Here is a 15,711-nt window from a genome sequence, read left to right as displayed (position 1 = left end):
TTCGGTTCAGCAGATATTTGCTATTTGCTTCGTAAAATTTACTCTGTGTAGTTGAGAAGAAACAAAAGATGAATGTATTGAGCATGAAAATCCAGGGCTTGAAGACCAAGGCTATCCTGACCGCAGCGCTTGTCGTCGCAGGAGCGTCTCCATCCGTCAGCCAGACGGTCGCAGATACATCGCTACCACAGAGCGGACTGGATATTCCGGACGAACTGACAATATTCGGCAATAATGATCCGAATGTTCGCCGCGCTACCGCGATCGTCAACGGAGACATCATCACCGGTACCGATGTTGGCCATCGTCTCGCCCTGATCGTTGCAGCCAATGGCGGCGAAGTTGCGGAAGAAGAAAAACAGCGGCTGCGGCTCCAGGTATTGCGCAATCTGATCGATGAAACGCTGCAGATCCAGGAAGCAGAAGCCAATGAAATCGTCATCGCGCCCGAGGAAGTGGAAGCCACGTTCCGCCAGGTTGCACAGCAGAATTTCAAACAGGATCTTGGTGCATTCGATCAGTATCTGCGCTCGCAGGGTTCGTCTTCGGACACATTGAAACGCCAGATCAAGGGCGAGCTGGCCTGGAGCCGCCTGCTACGGCGCAATATCCAGCCGTTCATCAATGTCGGCGATGAAGAGGTCAACGCCATTATCGAACGGCTGAATGCTTCAAAAGGCACGAGCGAGTTTCGCATCGGTGAAATCTACATGTCGGCAAATCAGGAAACCGCCGAGCAGGTTGCCGGCAATATGCTCAAGATTCTGGAGCAGATCCGCGCCGGGGGTTCCTTCGTTGCCTATGCACGCCAGTTCTCGGAAGCTTCAACCGCTGCAACAGGCGGCGATCTGGGCTGGGTGAGGCCGGCGCAATTGCCACCGACCCTTGCCCAGGCAGCAGAGCAGATGCAGGTGGGACAGGTTGTCGGACCGATCGAAGTCCCGGGAGGCTTCTCCATCCTTTACCTAATTGATTCGCGGCAAGTACTAACCGCGGACCCACGCAACGCGCTGCTCAGCCTCAAACAGCTGGCGATCGAATTCCCGCCGGGCATTACCGAAGAACAGGCGTCTGCGCGAGCCGCAAAATTTGCTTCGGAGACGCAGGCGATCAAGGGCTGCGGCGCGGCCAACGAAGTGGCTGCCAAGCTCGGCGCCAGCGTGGTCGATAATGACCAGGTAAGGCTCCGCGATCTTCCGGCCGCCTTGCAGGGCACCATCGGACAGCTGCAAATCGGGCAAGCAAGCCAGCCATTCGGCTCGGTCGAAGACGGTGTCCGTGTGCTCATCCTCTGCGGACGCGATGACCCGCAGAGCGCGGCTGCACCATCCTTTGATGCAATCATGTCCCGACTGGAAAATGACCGGGTCAACAAACGGGCGCAGATTTATCTGCGCGACCTGCGACGCGACGCCATTATCGAATATAATTAATGGCAGAGTGGAACGCCAAGCCTTTCGCCGTTTCCTGCGGAGATCCGGCTGGCGTCGGTCCCGAAATTATCGGGAAGAGCTGGCAACGGCGATCGGAAGCGGGTCTCAAGCCCTTTTTTGCAATCGGGAACATCGCCGACTTCGAGAAACTTGCCGGCATTCCGGTCCGGAAAATTGAACAACCGTCGGAAACAATTGGCACATTCGGAGAAGCCTTGCCGGTGTTTCATATCCATGACGCCGCCGCGGCCATTCCGGGCAAGGCGACTTTGGACAGCGCGCAATGTTCGCTGCACGCGCTCGAGATTGCCTGCGGATTGGCGCGCTCGGGCGATGCCGGCGCGGTCATCACCGCTCCTGTATCCAAGACGCAGTTGTACGAGGTGGGCTTCCGCTATCCCGGCCAGACCGAATTTGTCTCGGAGCGTTGCGGCATCGCAAGAGAGAATGCCGTGATGATGCTGGCTGGCCCCAGCTTGCGGGTGATTCCAATGACGACCCATATCGCCCTGAAAGACGTGCCGGAGCAGTTGACGGGCCCGCTGATCATCGCCCGCGCCCGGGCGGCCGAGAAAGCGCTGATCCGCAATTTCGGCATCGAAAAACCCCGCCTCGCGGTGGCAGGACTCAATCCGCATGCTGGCGAGAACGGCAATCTCGGCGACGAAGAACAACGGATCATGCAACCGGCAATCGATACGCTGCGCAACGACGGCATGGATATCACCGATCCCATGCCGGCCGACACGATGTTCCACGAGGAAGCGCGCCAGCAATATGATGTCGCTCTGTGCCCCTATCATGACCAGGCCCTGATACCGCTCAAGACCCTGCATTTTTTCGACGGCGTCAATATCACGCTCGGCCTTCCGATTGTCCGCACCTCGCCCGACCATGGCACAGCCTTTAACATCGCCGGCCAGGATATTGCCGACCCGCGTTCGATGATCGCGGCGATCCAGATGGCCGCAACCGCGGTTGCCAACCGACAGATGCACGACCATTGAACCAGCCTGCTGCCCTGCCCCCGCTGCGGGAGGTGATCAGGAAGCACGGCCTGACCGCGAGCAAAGCGCTGGGCCAGAATTTCCTGTTCGACATGCAGCTTCTCGACCGGATCGCTGCGGTCCCGGGCAGTCTGGACGGCCAGTCCGTCTTTGAAGTCGGCCCCGGTCCCGGCGGCCTGACCCGCGCCCTCTTGCAGGCCGGTGCCCATGTGACCGCGGTGGAACGGGACGAACGCTGCCTGCCCGCCCTGTCCGAACTGTCCGATCATTTCCCGGACAAGCTGACGCTGATCAACGACGATGCGCTCGCGCTGGACCATGGCAGCCTGTTTGACGGTCCGTTCCATATCCTGTCCAACCTGCCCTATAATGTCGGTTCGGCGCTGCTCGTGAAATGGCTCTCCGCTCCGCAATGGCCACCGCAATGGCAGTCGCTGACCCTGATGTTCCAGCGCGAGGTCGCCGACCGGATCGTCGCCCGGCCCGGCTCGAGCGCCTATGGCCGCCTGTCGATCCTCGTCCAGTGGCGCAGCACGGCCAAGCTCGCCATGACCGTCCACCGCTCGGCCTTCACGCCGCCGCCCAAGGTCATGTCGGCGGTCGTCCATATCACGGCCGCGGCGCAGCCCGAAGGCGTCGACTTCGCCAAGCTGGAAGTCCTGACGCAGACCGCCTTCAGCCAGCGGCGCAAGATGCTGCGGCAAAGCCTGAAGAAACTGCCCGGCGGCCTCGAAGCGCTCGAACAGGCCGGGATCGACAGCCAGCGCCGGCCCGAGACCCTTGCCGTGTCCGAGTTCGTCGAACTCGCCCGGCGGCTCTCCTAGCCCGCCGCTTTCAGCTTCCGCCGATAGGCATGCAGCAAGGGCTCGGTATAGCCGCTCGGCTGTTCGACACCCTTGAACACCAGATCGCGCGCCGCCTGGAACGCCAGACTGTCGTCCGGATTGGGCGCCATCGGCCGGTACAGAGGATCGCCCGCATTCTGCCCGTCGACCTTGGCCGCCATGCGCAGCAGCGCGGCATCGACCTGCTCGGGCGAACAGACGCCGTGCAGCATCCAGTTGGCCATATGCTGTGAGGAAATCCGCAGTGTCGCGCGGTCTTCCATCAGGCCGACATCGTTGATATCCGGCACTTTGGAACAGCCGATTCCCTGATCGATCCAGCGGACCACATAGCCCAAAATGCCCTGCGCATTATTGTCCAGCTCGTGCTCGATTTCGGCATCCGACCAGTTGTGGCCATCGGCCAGCGGAATGGTCAGCAGCTTGTCGAGCGGCGCAACGCCGTCCGCCGCGACTTCTTTCTGCCGGTCGAAGACATTGACCCGGTGATAGTGAATCGCGTGCAGCGTCGCCGCCGTCGGGCTGGGCACCCAGGCGGTGTTGGCGCCAGTCATCGGATGGCCGATTTTCTGTTCCATCATGTCGGCCATCATGTCGGGCGCGGCCCACATGCCCTTGCCGATCTGCGCCTTGCCGGACATGCCGCAAGCCAGGCCGATGGCGACGTTGCGCTGTTCATAGGCGGTGATCCAGTCGCTTGTCTTGATATCGCCCTTGGCCAGCATCGCGCCCGCCTGCATCGAGGTGTGGATTTCGTCGCCGGTCCGGTCAAGGAATCCGGTGTTGATGAACACGACCCGGTCCTTCACCGCATGGATGCAGGCGGCGAGATTGACGGATGTCCGGCGTTCTTCGTCCATCACGCCGACCTTGATCGTGTGACGGTCGAGGCCGAGCAGATCTTCGACCGCATCAAAGAGATCATTGGCAAAGGCGCATTCTTCCGGTCCGTGCATCTTCGGCTTCACGATATAGATGGATCCGGCGCGGCTGTTGCGCAGTTCGCCCAGTCCCTTGAGATCATGCATCGCGATCAGGCTGGTGAACACGCCGTCGAGCAGACCTTCCGGCGCTTCCGATCCGTCGGCCAGCAGGACTGCGGGGTTGGTCATCAGATGCCCGACATTGCGGACAAACATCAGACTGCGGCCGGGTAATGTGAAAGCCTTGCCGTCGGGATCGACATAGTCGCGATCCGGATTGGCCTTGCGCTCGACCGTCTTGCCACCCTTTTCGAAGGAGGCGTCGAGATCGCCGCGCATCAGGCCGAGCCAGTTTGTATAGGCCAGAACCTTGTCTTCGGCGTCCACAGCCGCGACCGAATCTTCCATGTCGATGATCGTGGTCAGCGCCGCTTCCATGAGGACATCGGCGATATGGGCGGGGTCATCCTTGCCGATCGGGTGGGCCGGATCGATGACGATTTCGGCGTGCAGCCCGTTATGCTTGAGCAGCAGCGACTGGCCGTTGCGGCCAACCAGTTGCGACGGGTCTGCCAGTACAAGCTCGCCACCGGCATAATCGGTCCATGATCCGCTCGACAGAGGGAAAGCTTCATCAAGGAAGGCCTTTGCCGCCTTGATAACCGCCGCTCCACGCTCCGGATCATAGCCACCGGGTTTGGCCGGTGGCGCGTCCAGCGCATCGGTACCGTAGAAAGCGTCGTACAGGCTGCCCCAGCGCGCGTTGGCGGCGTTCAGAACGAAACGGTCGTTGAGCGAGGGCACCACCAGCTGCGGTCCGGCCATGGTCGCGATTTCCGGATCAACATTTTCCGTGTTGATGGAAAAAGCAGCCGGTTCTTCAACCAGATAACCGATGTCTTTCAGAAAGCCTTGATATTCCGCCTGATCAATCGGCTGCCCCTTGTGGTCGAGATGCCAGGCATCGATCTGCGCCTGCAGCGTCTCGCGCTTCGCCAGAAGCTCCGCATTGCGCGACGCGAATTTTCCGAGGAGATCGGCAAATCCGGCCCAGAATTTTGCCCCGTCCACCCCGGTTCCCGGCAGCGCGCGATCGTTGATAAAATCGAGCAGTTCCTGCGCGATCTGGATATTGTTCTGGCTGATATATTCGGACATGATAATTCCTCGTTCACATGCGTTTTCCCGCAGCATAGAAACTACACCGGGGGCGTTCAAATTGTTCCGGGGAGGACTCGCTGCCGTCTATGACGGCTCTTTTTCGCCCTGTAAATGGGATGGCCCATCGGAGCGGCGAAAAAGGATAATGCCGGAAATGAACTTGACAAACTTTACACTGTTATGAATATTTTTCCTTTTCCTGCGATCGCTTATTAGAGGCCATTGCAAACCAACTGAATTTCGGTCCATTTTTTGCCATTGACGGAATTTGTGACAAAGGAGAAAAAGGACGAACGGGCGAGATTGATCACGGGACACTCCTTTTGAAACGGCACGGCAAGGCCTCTGCGGACTTCGGATTGCAACCATAACGGTGCCCCGCACTGTAGGACAGCGTTTTTCCCCGTGACAGAGCGACTGGCATGGACTCACGACAAATGCTATCGGTTTCAAATGAAAGCAGATTCCTCCTCCGAGATGACAATATTGGAAAAGGCCAACGACCTGCCGCTTTTGCCGCGCACGCTCCAATGGGCGGAGGTCAATAGCGGCACCACCAATCTCGATGGCCTGGCGACCGTCGCAGCCATGCTCGCGGACGCTTTTTCAGTGTTGCCGGGAGAGACCAGCCTGATCGATCCCGAACCGGTCGAGGCTGTGCGCGCGGACGGCTCGGTTGACCAAGTCCGGCGCGGCCGGCATCTGGTCACTTCGGTGCGACCCGAAGCGCCGGTGCGTCTGCTGTTGACCGGCCATATGGACACGGTTTTTGCGGCGGATCACCCGTTCCAGCAGATCGTCGAGCTGGAAAGCGGCATTTTGAACGGCCCGGGCCTCGCCGACATGAAGGGCGGTCTTTCCGTCATGCTCGGCGCGCTGCAATTGCTCGAGCATAGCGAATATGCCAGCCGGATCGGCTATGACGTGATGATCAACAGCGACGAGGAAGTGGGTTCCGGATCTTCGGCAGCGCTGATCAGGCGACTGGCGAAGAGTAAAACCGCCGCCCTCACCTACGAACCCGCCCTGCCCGACGGTACGCTGGCCGGAGAACGCGGCGGCAGCGGCAATTTTTCTATCATCTTCACCGGCAAGAGCGCGCATGCCGGACGCAATCCCGACGAGGGCCGCAACGCACTGGTCGCGGCAGCGGACATGGCGGTGCGGCTGAAAGCGCTGCACCGCAAGGGGTTGAGCGTCAATCCGGCGAAGATCGACGGTGGCGGACCGAATAATTCGGTTCCCGATCAGGCCATATTGCGCGTCAACTTCCGGCCGAAGACGCTGGAAGATCAGGCTGTAGCGCAAAAGGCTCTCGACCAGATGGTCTCAGATATCGCGAAACTGCATGATGTCGGCGTTCATTGCCATGGCGGCTTTGGCCGCCCGCCCAAGCCGATTGACCCGCAGGCGGAAAGGCTGTTCGGCCTTGTGAAGCAATGCGGCGCAGAGTTGGGTCTGGATATCCGCTGGCGCGGCACCGGCGGGGTTTGCGACGGCAATAATATCGCGGCCTGCGGTATCCCGGTTGTGGATACGATGGGCGTGCGCGGCGGGGCGATCCACAGCGCCGACGAATATCTGATCACGGACAGTCTGGTCGAACGGACACAATTATCGGCGCTGACGATCATGCGGATCGCCGAAAAAGGAGGATTATGAGTTTCCGGATACGCGCGGCGCGGGTCGATGATCTGCAGCATCTCTACGAAATGGCGAAACTGACCGGCGGCGGCTTTACCAACCTGCCGGCCGACCGGGATTCGCTGACCCATAAGCTGGAACGATCCGAACGCGCCTATCAGAATGACAGCAATGAACATGGCGATGACCTGTTTGTCATGGTGCTGGAAAATGTCGAAACCGGCGCGGTGCGGGGCACCTCGCAACTGTTCACCAAGGTCGGGCAGACCTGGCCCTTCTATTCCTATCGCCTGAGCACCCTGTCGCAGACCAGCAAGGAGCTTGACCGGACGTTCAGCGCCCAGATGCTGAGCCTGGTCACCGATCTGGAAGGGGCCAGCGAAGTCGGCGGTCTGTTCCTGCATCCTGGCGAGCGCGCCGGCGGTCTCGGCATGTTGCTGGCCCGCAGCCGCTATCTGTTCATCAAGGAACATCGCGCGCGCTTCGGTGACAAGATTTTTGCCGAACTGCGCGGGATCATTGACGAGGCGGGCGGCTCGCCCTTCTGGGACGGTCTTGCCGGCCGCTTCTTTGGCATGAGTTTTCAGGAAGCAGACTATTTCAACGCCATCCACGGCAACCAGTTCATTGCCGACCTGATGCCCAAACATCCGATCTATACCGCCATGCTGAGCGAATCCGCGCGCGCCGCGATCGGCGTGCCCCATCCCAATGGCCGGGCTGCCATGCGGATGCTGGAGAACGAGAATTTCTCCTATGACGGCTATGTCGATATTTTTGACGGTGGCCCGACGATGATCGCCCGGACCGAAGATGTCACCAGCGTTCGCAATGCAAAATCGGCAATGATTAGCGCGCTCGGTGAAGGCGAGACGAAAGCGATCATTTCACGCGGCAAGCTCGGTGATTTTCAGGCGACCTATGCGATGCTGGGCGAGAATGACGACGGCGTGGTGATCGACGAACAGGCTGCCGCCAATATCGGCCTCTCGGTCGGCGACGAAATCCGGTATATTCCGCGATGAGCCGGATGGTTGAAATCAATTTTGACGGCATTATCGGGCCGAGTCACAATTTTGCCGGGCTGAGCCTCGGCAATATCGCCTCCTCGACCAATGCCGGCGCGACCGCCTATCCGCGGGAAGCGGCGCTGCAGGGTATCGCCAAGATGCGGCACAATCTGGAGCTTGGGCTGGCGCAGGGCTATTTCATGCCGCTGGACCGGCCGAACAGCGGCTGGCTGGAAGCACTGGGAACAGATGTTGCTGCCGCTGAACCGCATTTGCGCGCCGCGGCCTTCTCCGCTTCGTCGATGTGGGCGGCCAATGCCGCGACCGTGTCCCCCGCGCCGGATGCGCCCGACGACAAATGCCATCTCACCGTCGCCAATCTGCAGACCATGCCGCATCGCAGCCATGAATGGCCGGGCACGCTGGCGCAATTGCAGCTCGCCTTTGCCGATCACGAGCATTTCGCCGTGCACGCGCCGGTTCCCTCGCCATTCGGCGACGAGGGCGCGGCCAATCATATGCGGCTCTGCTCCGGCCATGACGCGCCGGGCCTCGAGATCTTTGTCTATGGCAAGAGCGGCGGCCCCTTCCCCGCCCGCCAGCATATCGAGGCGAGCAAGGCGGTGGCGCGCAAGCATGGGCTGCACGAGCAGCGCGTGATTTTCGCGCAGCAGGCGGAAATGGCTATTGCTGCGGGGGCCTTCCACAATGATGTCGTCGCGGTGGCCAACGAGCGGGTGCTGTTCACCCACGAACAGGCGTTCGAACAGCCCGATGCGCTTTATGAGGCGATCCGGGCCAAGCTGCCGGAGGCGGAGATCATCATCGTACCGGCCGACCGGGTCAGTCTGGCCGACGCGATAACATCCTATCTGTTCAACGCCCAGCTAGTGAGCCTGCCGGACGGCGGCGGCATGGCGCTGATCCTGCCGAGCGAGGCGCACGAAAATGAGGCCGTCTGGACCTATCTGACCGACCTGGTGGCGGGCAATGGTCCGATCCGCCGGCTCTGTCCGGTCGATGTCCGCCAGTCGATGGCCAATGGCGGCGGCCCGGCCTGTCTGCGGCTCCGGGTGGTTGCGGATCCGGCTACGGTCGATCCGCGCTTTATGGCAACGCCGGAGAAGCTGGATATGATCGCGCGGGTGGTGAGCGAATATTGGCCGGAAGCGATCAGTCCCGATCAATTGCAGGATCCGCCGCTGGCAGATCTTGTCAGGCAGGCCCGAAGCCGCTTGCTCGACGTCTGCCGTCTGGCCGAACTCGAAGACTGATCTTACCGCGCGACTGTCGGGTTAACTTACAGTTTACCATATTTCACAATAGAAAGCGCCGGTTTTCTGGGCTTGGCACAATGCTTGCTATGCAATCGTCATGTGGAAAAAATTCAGACGGCTGTTCGTTATCAAGACCAAGTTCGAGGCTTTCCTGATCATCTATGCGCTTGCGACCGGTGCGGTCCAGCGCGGCCAGCATTATCTCGTTGAATATCCCGGATGGGGCGGCAAGTTGCTGTTTCTGGCGGTGACCGGAGCGGTGTTCATGGCCGGGGCCAAGATGATCGAGGCCATCGACCTCAACCGGATCTACAGCTCCGAATATTGAATGCGCCGCGCAGCAGAGCCGTTTTCGCGGCGCCACTGGACTGAGGCTATGCTTACATCTTTGCGAATGAAGTGGAAGGCTTCTGTTGCCCGGTGCCTTCCAAACCGCTGAATTCCCTTCTGTTGCCCGGTGGGTTCAACCGCGCGTAGCTTTCTAACTTATGACCGTGAGGTCAATGGGTTAGGCAGCAATAGCGAGTGCTTCGTTATCGTTTGCACTTATAGGTTTTGAGCAATCACGGCATACTCAGGCCGGGTAAAAATAACGCCTTTGAACACCCGTCGATCCTGGTTCGGCCCCATCAGCAAAAGCGCTTCGCATCGCTGCAAATCGCCTGAAATGGTGGAGCCGCCGGGTACTGCCCCCGGGTCCGTAGTGTCTATTACACATCACAATTTATCACCATAGTCCGTCGAAACGGACGCTTCCTATATAGGGATATAATTCTGAATGAACAGTGCACAGACAAGAAAAAGGGCCAACCGGCCTCCCGGTTGACCCTCCTCTAGTTCCCCAAGGGGAATTCGTAATGGCTGGGCGAATTACTGGGCGAGAACGCCTTCTTCGGCATCAGCCTTGTCTTCCAGCACATCAGCCTTGTCTTCCATCGCGTCCGCCTTGTTTTCCAGCGATTCTTCAGCCGACTCGGTCATCGCATTGTCAGCAGCTTCGTCGAGACGGTCTGCTTCCATTTCGGCTTCCTGAGCCTGCACCTCGGTTTCGGTTTCCGCACCGCTAGTGTCTTCCTGTGCACAGGCGCTGAGTGCCAGAGCTGCAGTAGAAGCGGTCAAAATCATCAATTTACGCATATTAATCCCTCGTCAATTGGAAGGAGCGAAAAAGGCTCCTCGGTCCCATCAACCCGTCGACCATCAATTGGTTCCCGCGTTTCAAAAAAATATAAAAAAAGGGTCAACCGGTTGCCCGGTTGACCCTTCTCTAGTTCCCCAGAGGGAATTTCGGTTGTTGCGAGCTTACTCGGCAACAGCTTCTTCAGCTGGTGCAGCAGCTTCGTCTGCAGGAGCAGCTTCAGCGGTTGCTTCTTCAGCGACCGGAGCAACTTCTTCAGCAGCCATGGCATCTTCAGCAGGTGCTACTTCTTCGGTAGCAACTTCGTCGGTGACAACAGCATCTTCAGCTGGAGCATTGCAAGCAGACAAAGCGAATACAGCTGCGGATGCAGCCAAAACAGCGAATTTACGCATAATAATTAGTCCCCATATCGTCGTTCAAATTGGCTGAGAATCAATCCAGCCGAGCGAGCCTATAGGATTGAAAATTCCGAATGTATCTCAAAAAATGCAGATGCCCGTTATAACATTGTAATATAACGACTATTATTACAAATTTGCGGCATTTCGAATGATTTCAACCGGCCGTTTTCCGGCTACAGACATAAAAATCGTCCCCTTTGCCATGCCTGTTGTGCATCGCACAAACCAGGCTGCAAAAGGGACGATATCGCCAATCGCGAGCGTTACTTCTTCAGGCTGTCCCGGATTTCCTTCAGCAGGTCAATTTCGCTCGGACCCGGATCTGCCGCTTCTTCTTCGGCCTTCTTCATCACCTTGTTGGCGTAGCGGACAATCATGAAGATGATGAACGCCAATATGACAAAGTTGATCACCACGGTCAGGAACTGGCCCCAGCCGAGCATCGGTACGCCGGCTTCCTTCAGCGCTGCATAGTCGGTCATCGCACCGCTATAATCGGCTGGCGGCGAGCCGAGCAGGATGAACATTCCCGAGAAATCAGGCATCCCGAACAGGGCGCTGACAACCGGCATGATCACATCTTCGGTCAATGACGTGGTAATCGTTGCAAAGGCGGCGCCAATGATGACAGCGACCGCCAGATCGAGCACATTGCCCTTCAGAATAAATGCCTTGAACTCGTTTAACATAAAAATTCCCTTCCCGTTTCTAAAGCCGTGTAAATGTATGAAAAATCCAAAATTGTCGAGGGAAGTCGTTGCAAAGGCGACCATTGATACCTATTTTTACAACGTGGTGCGGCGTTTCGCCGTGTGGATGGAGGGTTTCAAAAAAATGCTGAACAAGTTGATCAAAATTCTGGTGGTGCCGGCCGTGGCCCTGTCGCTGAGCGCCTGTGGAATCAACAGCGTGCCGACAGCGGAAGAAAATGCCAAAGCCAAATGGGCTGATGTTGAAAGCACCTATCAGCGCCGCGCCGATCTTATCCCCAATCTCGTTGAGACCGTCAAAGGCTTTGCTACGCAGGAACAGGACACGCTGACCGCCGTGGTGGAAGCCCGGGCTAAAGCAACCTCGATTCAGCTCAGCGCCGATGATCTCGGCGATGCCGCGAAGGTTCAGGAATTTGCCGCCGCACAGGGTGCCCTCTCGCAAGGGCTTGGACGTTTGATGGCAACGGTGGAAGCCTATCCCGAGCTCAAATCCAACCAGAATTTCCTTGCCCTGCAAAGCCAGCTCGAAGGCACGGAAAACCGCATCAACGTAGCGCGGCGCGATTATAATGAAGCGGTCCGCGAATATAATACGACGATCCGCACCTTCCCCGATATCATCGGCGCGAAGATTATCCACGGTGCCGAACCGATGGAGCCCTTTGCTGCCACGACAGAAGGCGCGGACGAAGCGCCTGAAGTCAGCTTTTAAGAGTGAAAGCTCTTCGGCCCCTTTCGCCGCTAAAGACTACCATCTTCGGCTTGGTTATCGCCTTCATGGCGGTAACCAGCCCGGCTTTTTCCCAGAGCTTTCCCGAACTCACCGGCCGCGTTGTCGATCAGGCGGATCTGCTCAATCCTGCGCAGGAAGCCGAGCTCACTGCGAAGCTTGCGGCGCTGGAAAGCCAGTCCAATCGCCAGCTGGTTGTTGCAACGGTCAGCAGTCTCGAAGGCTATGATATCGCCGACTATGGCTATCAGCTTGGCCGGACATGGGGCATCGGACAGGATGGAGAAGGCGAAGCGGAAAAGGATAACGGCCTGATCCTGCTGGTCGCGCCCAATGAGCGCAAGGTGCGCGTCGAAGTCGGCTATGGCCTTGAAGGCATCATGACCGACGCCCTGTCGAGCATCATCATTCAGAATGATATCCTTCCCCAGTTCCGTAATGGCGATATGGCCGGCGGCATCATTGCCGGCGTCGACCGTATTTCGAACCAACTGGTGCTGCCGGAGGAAGAAGCGCTCGCGGTCGCGCAGCAGGCCAGTCAGCAAGCCAGCAAAGGCGATGGCGAGAATATTGGCCTGATCATTTTCTGGATATTCGTCCTGATATTCTTCGTCATCATCCCGATGTTCTCCAACCGCGGTGGCAAACGCTACCGGCGTGGTGCCGGCCCGGTCGTTATCTGGGGCGGCGGCAGCGGCGGTTCCGGCTTCGGCGGAGGCGGCGGCTTTAGCGGAGGCGGCGGCAGCTTTGGCGGCGGCGGCGCTTCGGGAGGATGGTGATGGCCAAAGTCAATCAGTTCACCCCGGACGATCACAAGATCGTCACGTCCGCAGTCTCGCAGGCGGAGAAATCGACCGATGGCGAAATCGTCACTATCGTCACCGGCGAGTCCGACCATTATGGAGACGTCGCCTGGGCGATATCCGGTCTGGTGGCGCTGACCGCCCTGCTGGTGATCAGCCTGTTTCCGGAAATCTATCTGGGCATCGTCGACTGGCTGGCCGGTGGCTGGAGCGGCATCACCGCCCTGCCCTATTGGGCGCTGTTCATCTTTGCGGCGCTGAAATTTTTCGGTACGCGGCTGATCCTGATCTGGAAGCCTCTGCTCTTCCTGCTCATCCCGCCACCGATCAAGAAATCACGGGTGCGCAAGCGGGCGATATCCCTGTTCCGCGTGTCCACGGATCATCGCACGGTCGGACGGACCGGCATCCTGCTCTATCTGTCGATGCGTGAACATCGCGCGGAAATCGTGGCTGATGAGGCTATTGTCGCCAAGGTGGAACCGGACGTCTGGGGCAACGCAATGGTCGGCATGATCGACCTGGTACGCGCTGGTACGCCGGGCGAAGGCATGGCCGAAGCGGTCCGCCAGATGGGCATCGTCCTGGCCGAACATTTTCCCAAATCCGACCAGAATCCCAACGAATTGCCCGACCGGCTGATTGAACTTTGACTTTCCCTTCGCCCTGAGCTTGCCGACCGGCCGTTTTTGCGGCAGGCACATGTCCAGACGCACAACAGGCACGGGATCAATATGTTCGACAATATCGAGATCATGTGGGAAGGCCGATTCATCACGGCCAAGCGCGAGGGCAAATGGGAATATGTCTCCCGCAGCCGCGGCATCAAGGCCGCGGTCATTCTCGCCGTCGACGATGGCCATGTGCTGCTGGTCGAGCAATTTCGCGTACCGCTGGGCAAAAACTGTATCGAACTGCCCGCCGGACTGGTCGGCGATCATGATGATAATGCCGAGGAAAACAGCGCTGTCGCGGCGATCCGCGAACTGGAGGAAGAAACCGGATATCGTGCGGAAGTGATGACGGATCTGGGCGAATTTTATTCATCTCCCGGCATGGTTTCCGAAAGCTTCTCGCTGTTCAGAGCCGAAGGATTGACCAGGACCGGCGTAGGCGGTGGCGTGGATGGAGAGGATATCACCGTTCATCGTGTCGCATTGCACGCGTTGAGTGATTTCATCGACAGGAAGCGACAAGAGGGCGCCGGCATCGACGTCAGGCTGATGATGTTTCTAAAGCTGGCCTGAGCAGCCGCCTGCACCGGTAGCCGTCGGCGGGGCCAGAATATTAGCGAAAATTATCCGCGTAAGCCTGGATTTTCAGGGTTTTGTGCGGTGTTGGAATGACCGCATAGGCAATACCATATTTTTCGGCATAGGCCTTTGCCGCATCGCAGCTGTCAAAGGTCAGCTTTACCTGCCGCTGGGTATCGCCGGATCCGGCCCAGCCGGTCAGGGGATCGGGTTTTCGGGCTTCTGCCGGTTCGAATTCCAATACCCATTTGTCGGTCAGTGCCCTGCCCGACTGCATCGCATTTCTGGGCGTTTGATAAATTCGTGCGGCCATATTCTGTTCCTGTGTTGAACCGGTTCAATAAGCGCGCGAAATGGCAAATTCAACCGCTTCGGTCATCGCCTCCTTCGCTTTGCCCGCAGCGAATATACCGAGTGCGTCAATTGCCCGCTGACCATAGTGGCGGGCCCGCGACATCGTGTCGTCCATGGCTCCGGTTGCGTGGATCAACGCAGTCGCCCGGGCCAGATCGTCATCGGACGATTTATGCCCGATGATCGCGTCTTTCCAGAATTTGCGCTCTTCGTCATTGCCGCGGGCATAGGCCAGTATGACCGGCAGCGTCACCTTGCCTTCGCGGAAATCGTCGCCGGCATCCTTGCCCATGGTTTCGCGATCGGATGAATAGTCGATCGCGTCATCGACCAGCTGAAAGGCTATGCCCAGATTGCGGCCATAGCTGTCCAGCGCCAGTTCGACTTCGTCGTCGCATTCCGCGACCACGGCGGAAATCCGGCTGGCCGCTGCGAACAGGGCAGCTGTCTTGGCGCCAATGATATCGAGATAGCGGTCTTCATTGGTTTCGATCTTGCGCTGCGCGGTCAACTGGTTGACTTCGCCTTCGGCGATGACAGCAGAAGCATTGGACAATATCTTCAGCACTTTGAGCGAGCCGTCCTCGACCATCAGCTCGAACGAGCGGCTGAACAGGAAGTCACCGACCAGAACGGTCGCCGGATTACCGAAAATGAGATTGGCGGCGGTTTTTCCGCGCCGCATGTCTGAGCCGTCGACCACATCATCATGCAACAGGGTCGCCGTGTGAATGAACTCGACCGCTGCCGCGAGCTTGAAATGGCGGTCTCCAGGATAGCCGATCAGCTTCGCCGCGGCCAGCGTCAGCATCGGCCGCATCCGCTTGCCGCCACCGGCGATCAGATGCCCCGCCAGTTCGGGAATAAGCGGAATTTCCGACTGCATCCGGTCCAGAATCACGCTGTTGACCTGGTTCATGTCGCTGGCGACCAGAGACATGATGGGTTCTAGTGAAGGCGCGTTATCCCGCCCGATATGATGGACCGTTGCTGACATGTTGCACCGGATGTGGCAA

17 protein-coding genes and 1 other RNA gene are annotated in these 15,711 nt (G+C 58.7%); 11 read left to right on the top strand and 7 right to left on the bottom strand.

Going from position 1 to position 15,711, the window contains the following annotated elements:
• Positions 1-68: 68 nt before the first annotated feature.
• From BOSE62_RS01640 to rsmA, 3 genes are read left to right on the top strand one after another with little or no spacing between them, the layout of a single operon-like run.
• Positions 69-1,433 (top strand): peptidylprolyl isomerase, encoded by a 1,365-nt coding sequence (locus tag BOSE62_RS01640; RefSeq protein ID WP_159640839.1) that lies wholly within the window; start codon positions 69-71, stop codon positions 1,431-1,433.
• The gene (pdxA, locus tag BOSE62_RS01635) at positions 1,433-2,440 is read left to right on the top strand and encodes a 4-hydroxythreonine-4-phosphate dehydrogenase PdxA (RefSeq protein ID WP_159640836.1); all 1,008 of its coding nucleotides are present in this window, start codon (positions 1,433-1,435) and stop codon (positions 2,438-2,440) included. The genes BOSE62_RS01640 and pdxA overlap by 1 nt, the downstream gene beginning before the upstream one ends.
• On the top strand, positions 2,437-3,264 hold the full coding sequence (gene rsmA, locus BOSE62_RS01630; RefSeq protein ID WP_159640833.1) for a 16S rRNA (adenine(1518)-N(6)/adenine(1519)-N(6))-dimethyltransferase RsmA: 828 nt from the start codon (positions 2,437-2,439) through the stop codon (positions 3,262-3,264). Before pdxA ends, rsmA begins: the two co-directional genes overlap by 4 nt.
• Here rsmA and BOSE62_RS01625 read toward each other — a convergent pair.
• Positions 3,261-5,366, bottom strand: a complete 2,106-nt coding sequence (locus tag BOSE62_RS01625) for a malate synthase G (RefSeq protein WP_159640830.1) — start codon at positions 5,364-5,366, stop codon at positions 3,261-3,263. The two genes, rsmA and BOSE62_RS01625, sit on opposite strands and share 4 nt — an antisense overlap.
• Before the next feature lie 456 nt (positions 5,367-5,822).
• Here BOSE62_RS01625 and BOSE62_RS01620 point away from each other — a divergent pair, with 456 nt between their 5' ends.
• From BOSE62_RS01620 to BOSE62_RS01605, 4 genes are all read left to right on the top strand, one after another.
• Positions 5,823-7,031, top strand: a complete 1,209-nt coding sequence (locus tag BOSE62_RS01620; RefSeq protein WP_159640827.1) for a hydrolase — start codon at positions 5,823-5,825, stop codon at positions 7,029-7,031.
• Positions 7,028-8,038, top strand: coding sequence for an arginine N-succinyltransferase (locus BOSE62_RS01615; protein ID WP_159640824.1), 1,011 nt, complete (start codon positions 7,028-7,030; stop codon positions 8,036-8,038). The genes BOSE62_RS01620 and BOSE62_RS01615 overlap by 4 nt, the downstream gene beginning before the upstream one ends.
• 5 nt (positions 8,039-8,043) lie before the next feature.
• Positions 8,044-9,297 carry an N-succinylarginine dihydrolase gene (locus BOSE62_RS01610; RefSeq protein ID WP_159640821.1) on the top strand — a complete coding sequence of 418 codons (1,254 nt, stop codon included), beginning with the start codon at positions 8,044-8,046 and terminating at the stop codon, positions 9,295-9,297.
• Between the two features lie 100 nt (positions 9,298-9,397).
• Positions 9,398-9,628: a hypothetical protein gene (locus BOSE62_RS01605; protein ID WP_159640818.1), complete on the top strand. Its 231-nt coding sequence runs from the start codon at positions 9,398-9,400 to the stop codon at positions 9,626-9,628.
• A 108-nt stretch (positions 9,629-9,736) separates the two neighbouring features.
• Here the strand turns inward: BOSE62_RS01605 and ssrA are convergent.
• From ssrA to mscL, 4 genes are all read right to left on the bottom strand, one after another.
• Positions 9,737-10,089: a transfer-messenger RNA gene (gene ssrA, locus BOSE62_RS01600) on the bottom strand.
• 81 nt (positions 10,090-10,170) lie between these two features.
• Complete coding sequence (locus BOSE62_RS01595) at positions 10,171-10,437, bottom strand: hypothetical protein (RefSeq protein ID WP_159640815.1); 267 nt, start codon at positions 10,435-10,437, stop codon at positions 10,171-10,173.
• A 165-nt stretch (positions 10,438-10,602) separates the two neighbouring features.
• Entirely contained in the window at positions 10,603-10,833 is a 231-nt protein-coding gene (locus BOSE62_RS01590) for a hypothetical protein (RefSeq protein WP_159640812.1), read from the bottom strand.
• Positions 10,834-11,105: 272 nt separating this feature from the next.
• Complete coding sequence (mscL, locus tag BOSE62_RS01585) at positions 11,106-11,531, bottom strand: large conductance mechanosensitive channel protein MscL (RefSeq protein WP_159640809.1); 426 nt, start codon at positions 11,529-11,531, stop codon at positions 11,106-11,108.
• Between the two features lie 145 nt (positions 11,532-11,676).
• Between mscL and BOSE62_RS01580 the strand changes: the two genes are divergently transcribed.
• The 4 genes from BOSE62_RS01580 (at position 11,677) to BOSE62_RS01565 (ending at position 14,335) form a co-directional block, all read left to right on the top strand.
• Positions 11,677-12,267: a LemA family protein gene (locus BOSE62_RS01580; RefSeq protein ID WP_159647838.1), complete on the top strand. Its 591-nt coding sequence runs from the start codon at positions 11,677-11,679 to the stop codon at positions 12,265-12,267.
• A 65-nt stretch (positions 12,268-12,332) separates the two neighbouring features.
• Complete coding sequence (locus BOSE62_RS01575; protein ID WP_159647837.1) at positions 12,333-13,064, top strand: TPM domain-containing protein; 732 nt, start codon at positions 12,333-12,335, stop codon at positions 13,062-13,064.
• A complete protein-coding gene (locus BOSE62_RS01570; RefSeq protein WP_159640806.1) occupies positions 13,064-13,741 on the top strand; it encodes a TPM domain-containing protein in 678 nt (225 codons plus the stop codon). The genes BOSE62_RS01575 and BOSE62_RS01570 overlap by 1 nt, the downstream gene beginning before the upstream one ends.
• An 81-nt stretch (positions 13,742-13,822) precedes the next feature.
• Complete coding sequence (locus BOSE62_RS01565; RefSeq protein WP_236553767.1) at positions 13,823-14,335, top strand: NUDIX hydrolase; 513 nt, start codon at positions 13,823-13,825, stop codon at positions 14,333-14,335.
• Positions 14,336-14,375: 40 nt separating this feature from the next.
• Here BOSE62_RS01565 and BOSE62_RS01560 read toward each other — a convergent pair whose 3' ends face one another.
• A complete protein-coding gene (locus BOSE62_RS01560; protein ID WP_159640803.1) occupies positions 14,376-14,654 on the bottom strand; it encodes an ETC complex I subunit in 279 nt (92 codons plus the stop codon).
• A gap of 24 nt (positions 14,655-14,678) precedes the next feature.
• Complete coding sequence (locus BOSE62_RS01555; protein WP_159640800.1) at positions 14,679-15,692, bottom strand: polyprenyl synthetase family protein; 1,014 nt, start codon at positions 15,690-15,692, stop codon at positions 14,679-14,681.
• Positions 15,693-15,711: the final 19 nt, after the last annotated feature.

This window comes from Sphingorhabdus sp. 109 (assembly GCF_902506555.1).
Classification (GTDB): domain Bacteria; phylum Pseudomonadota; class Alphaproteobacteria; order Sphingomonadales; family Sphingomonadaceae; genus Parasphingorhabdus.
This window is presented reverse-complemented; position numbering and strand designations above follow the sequence as displayed.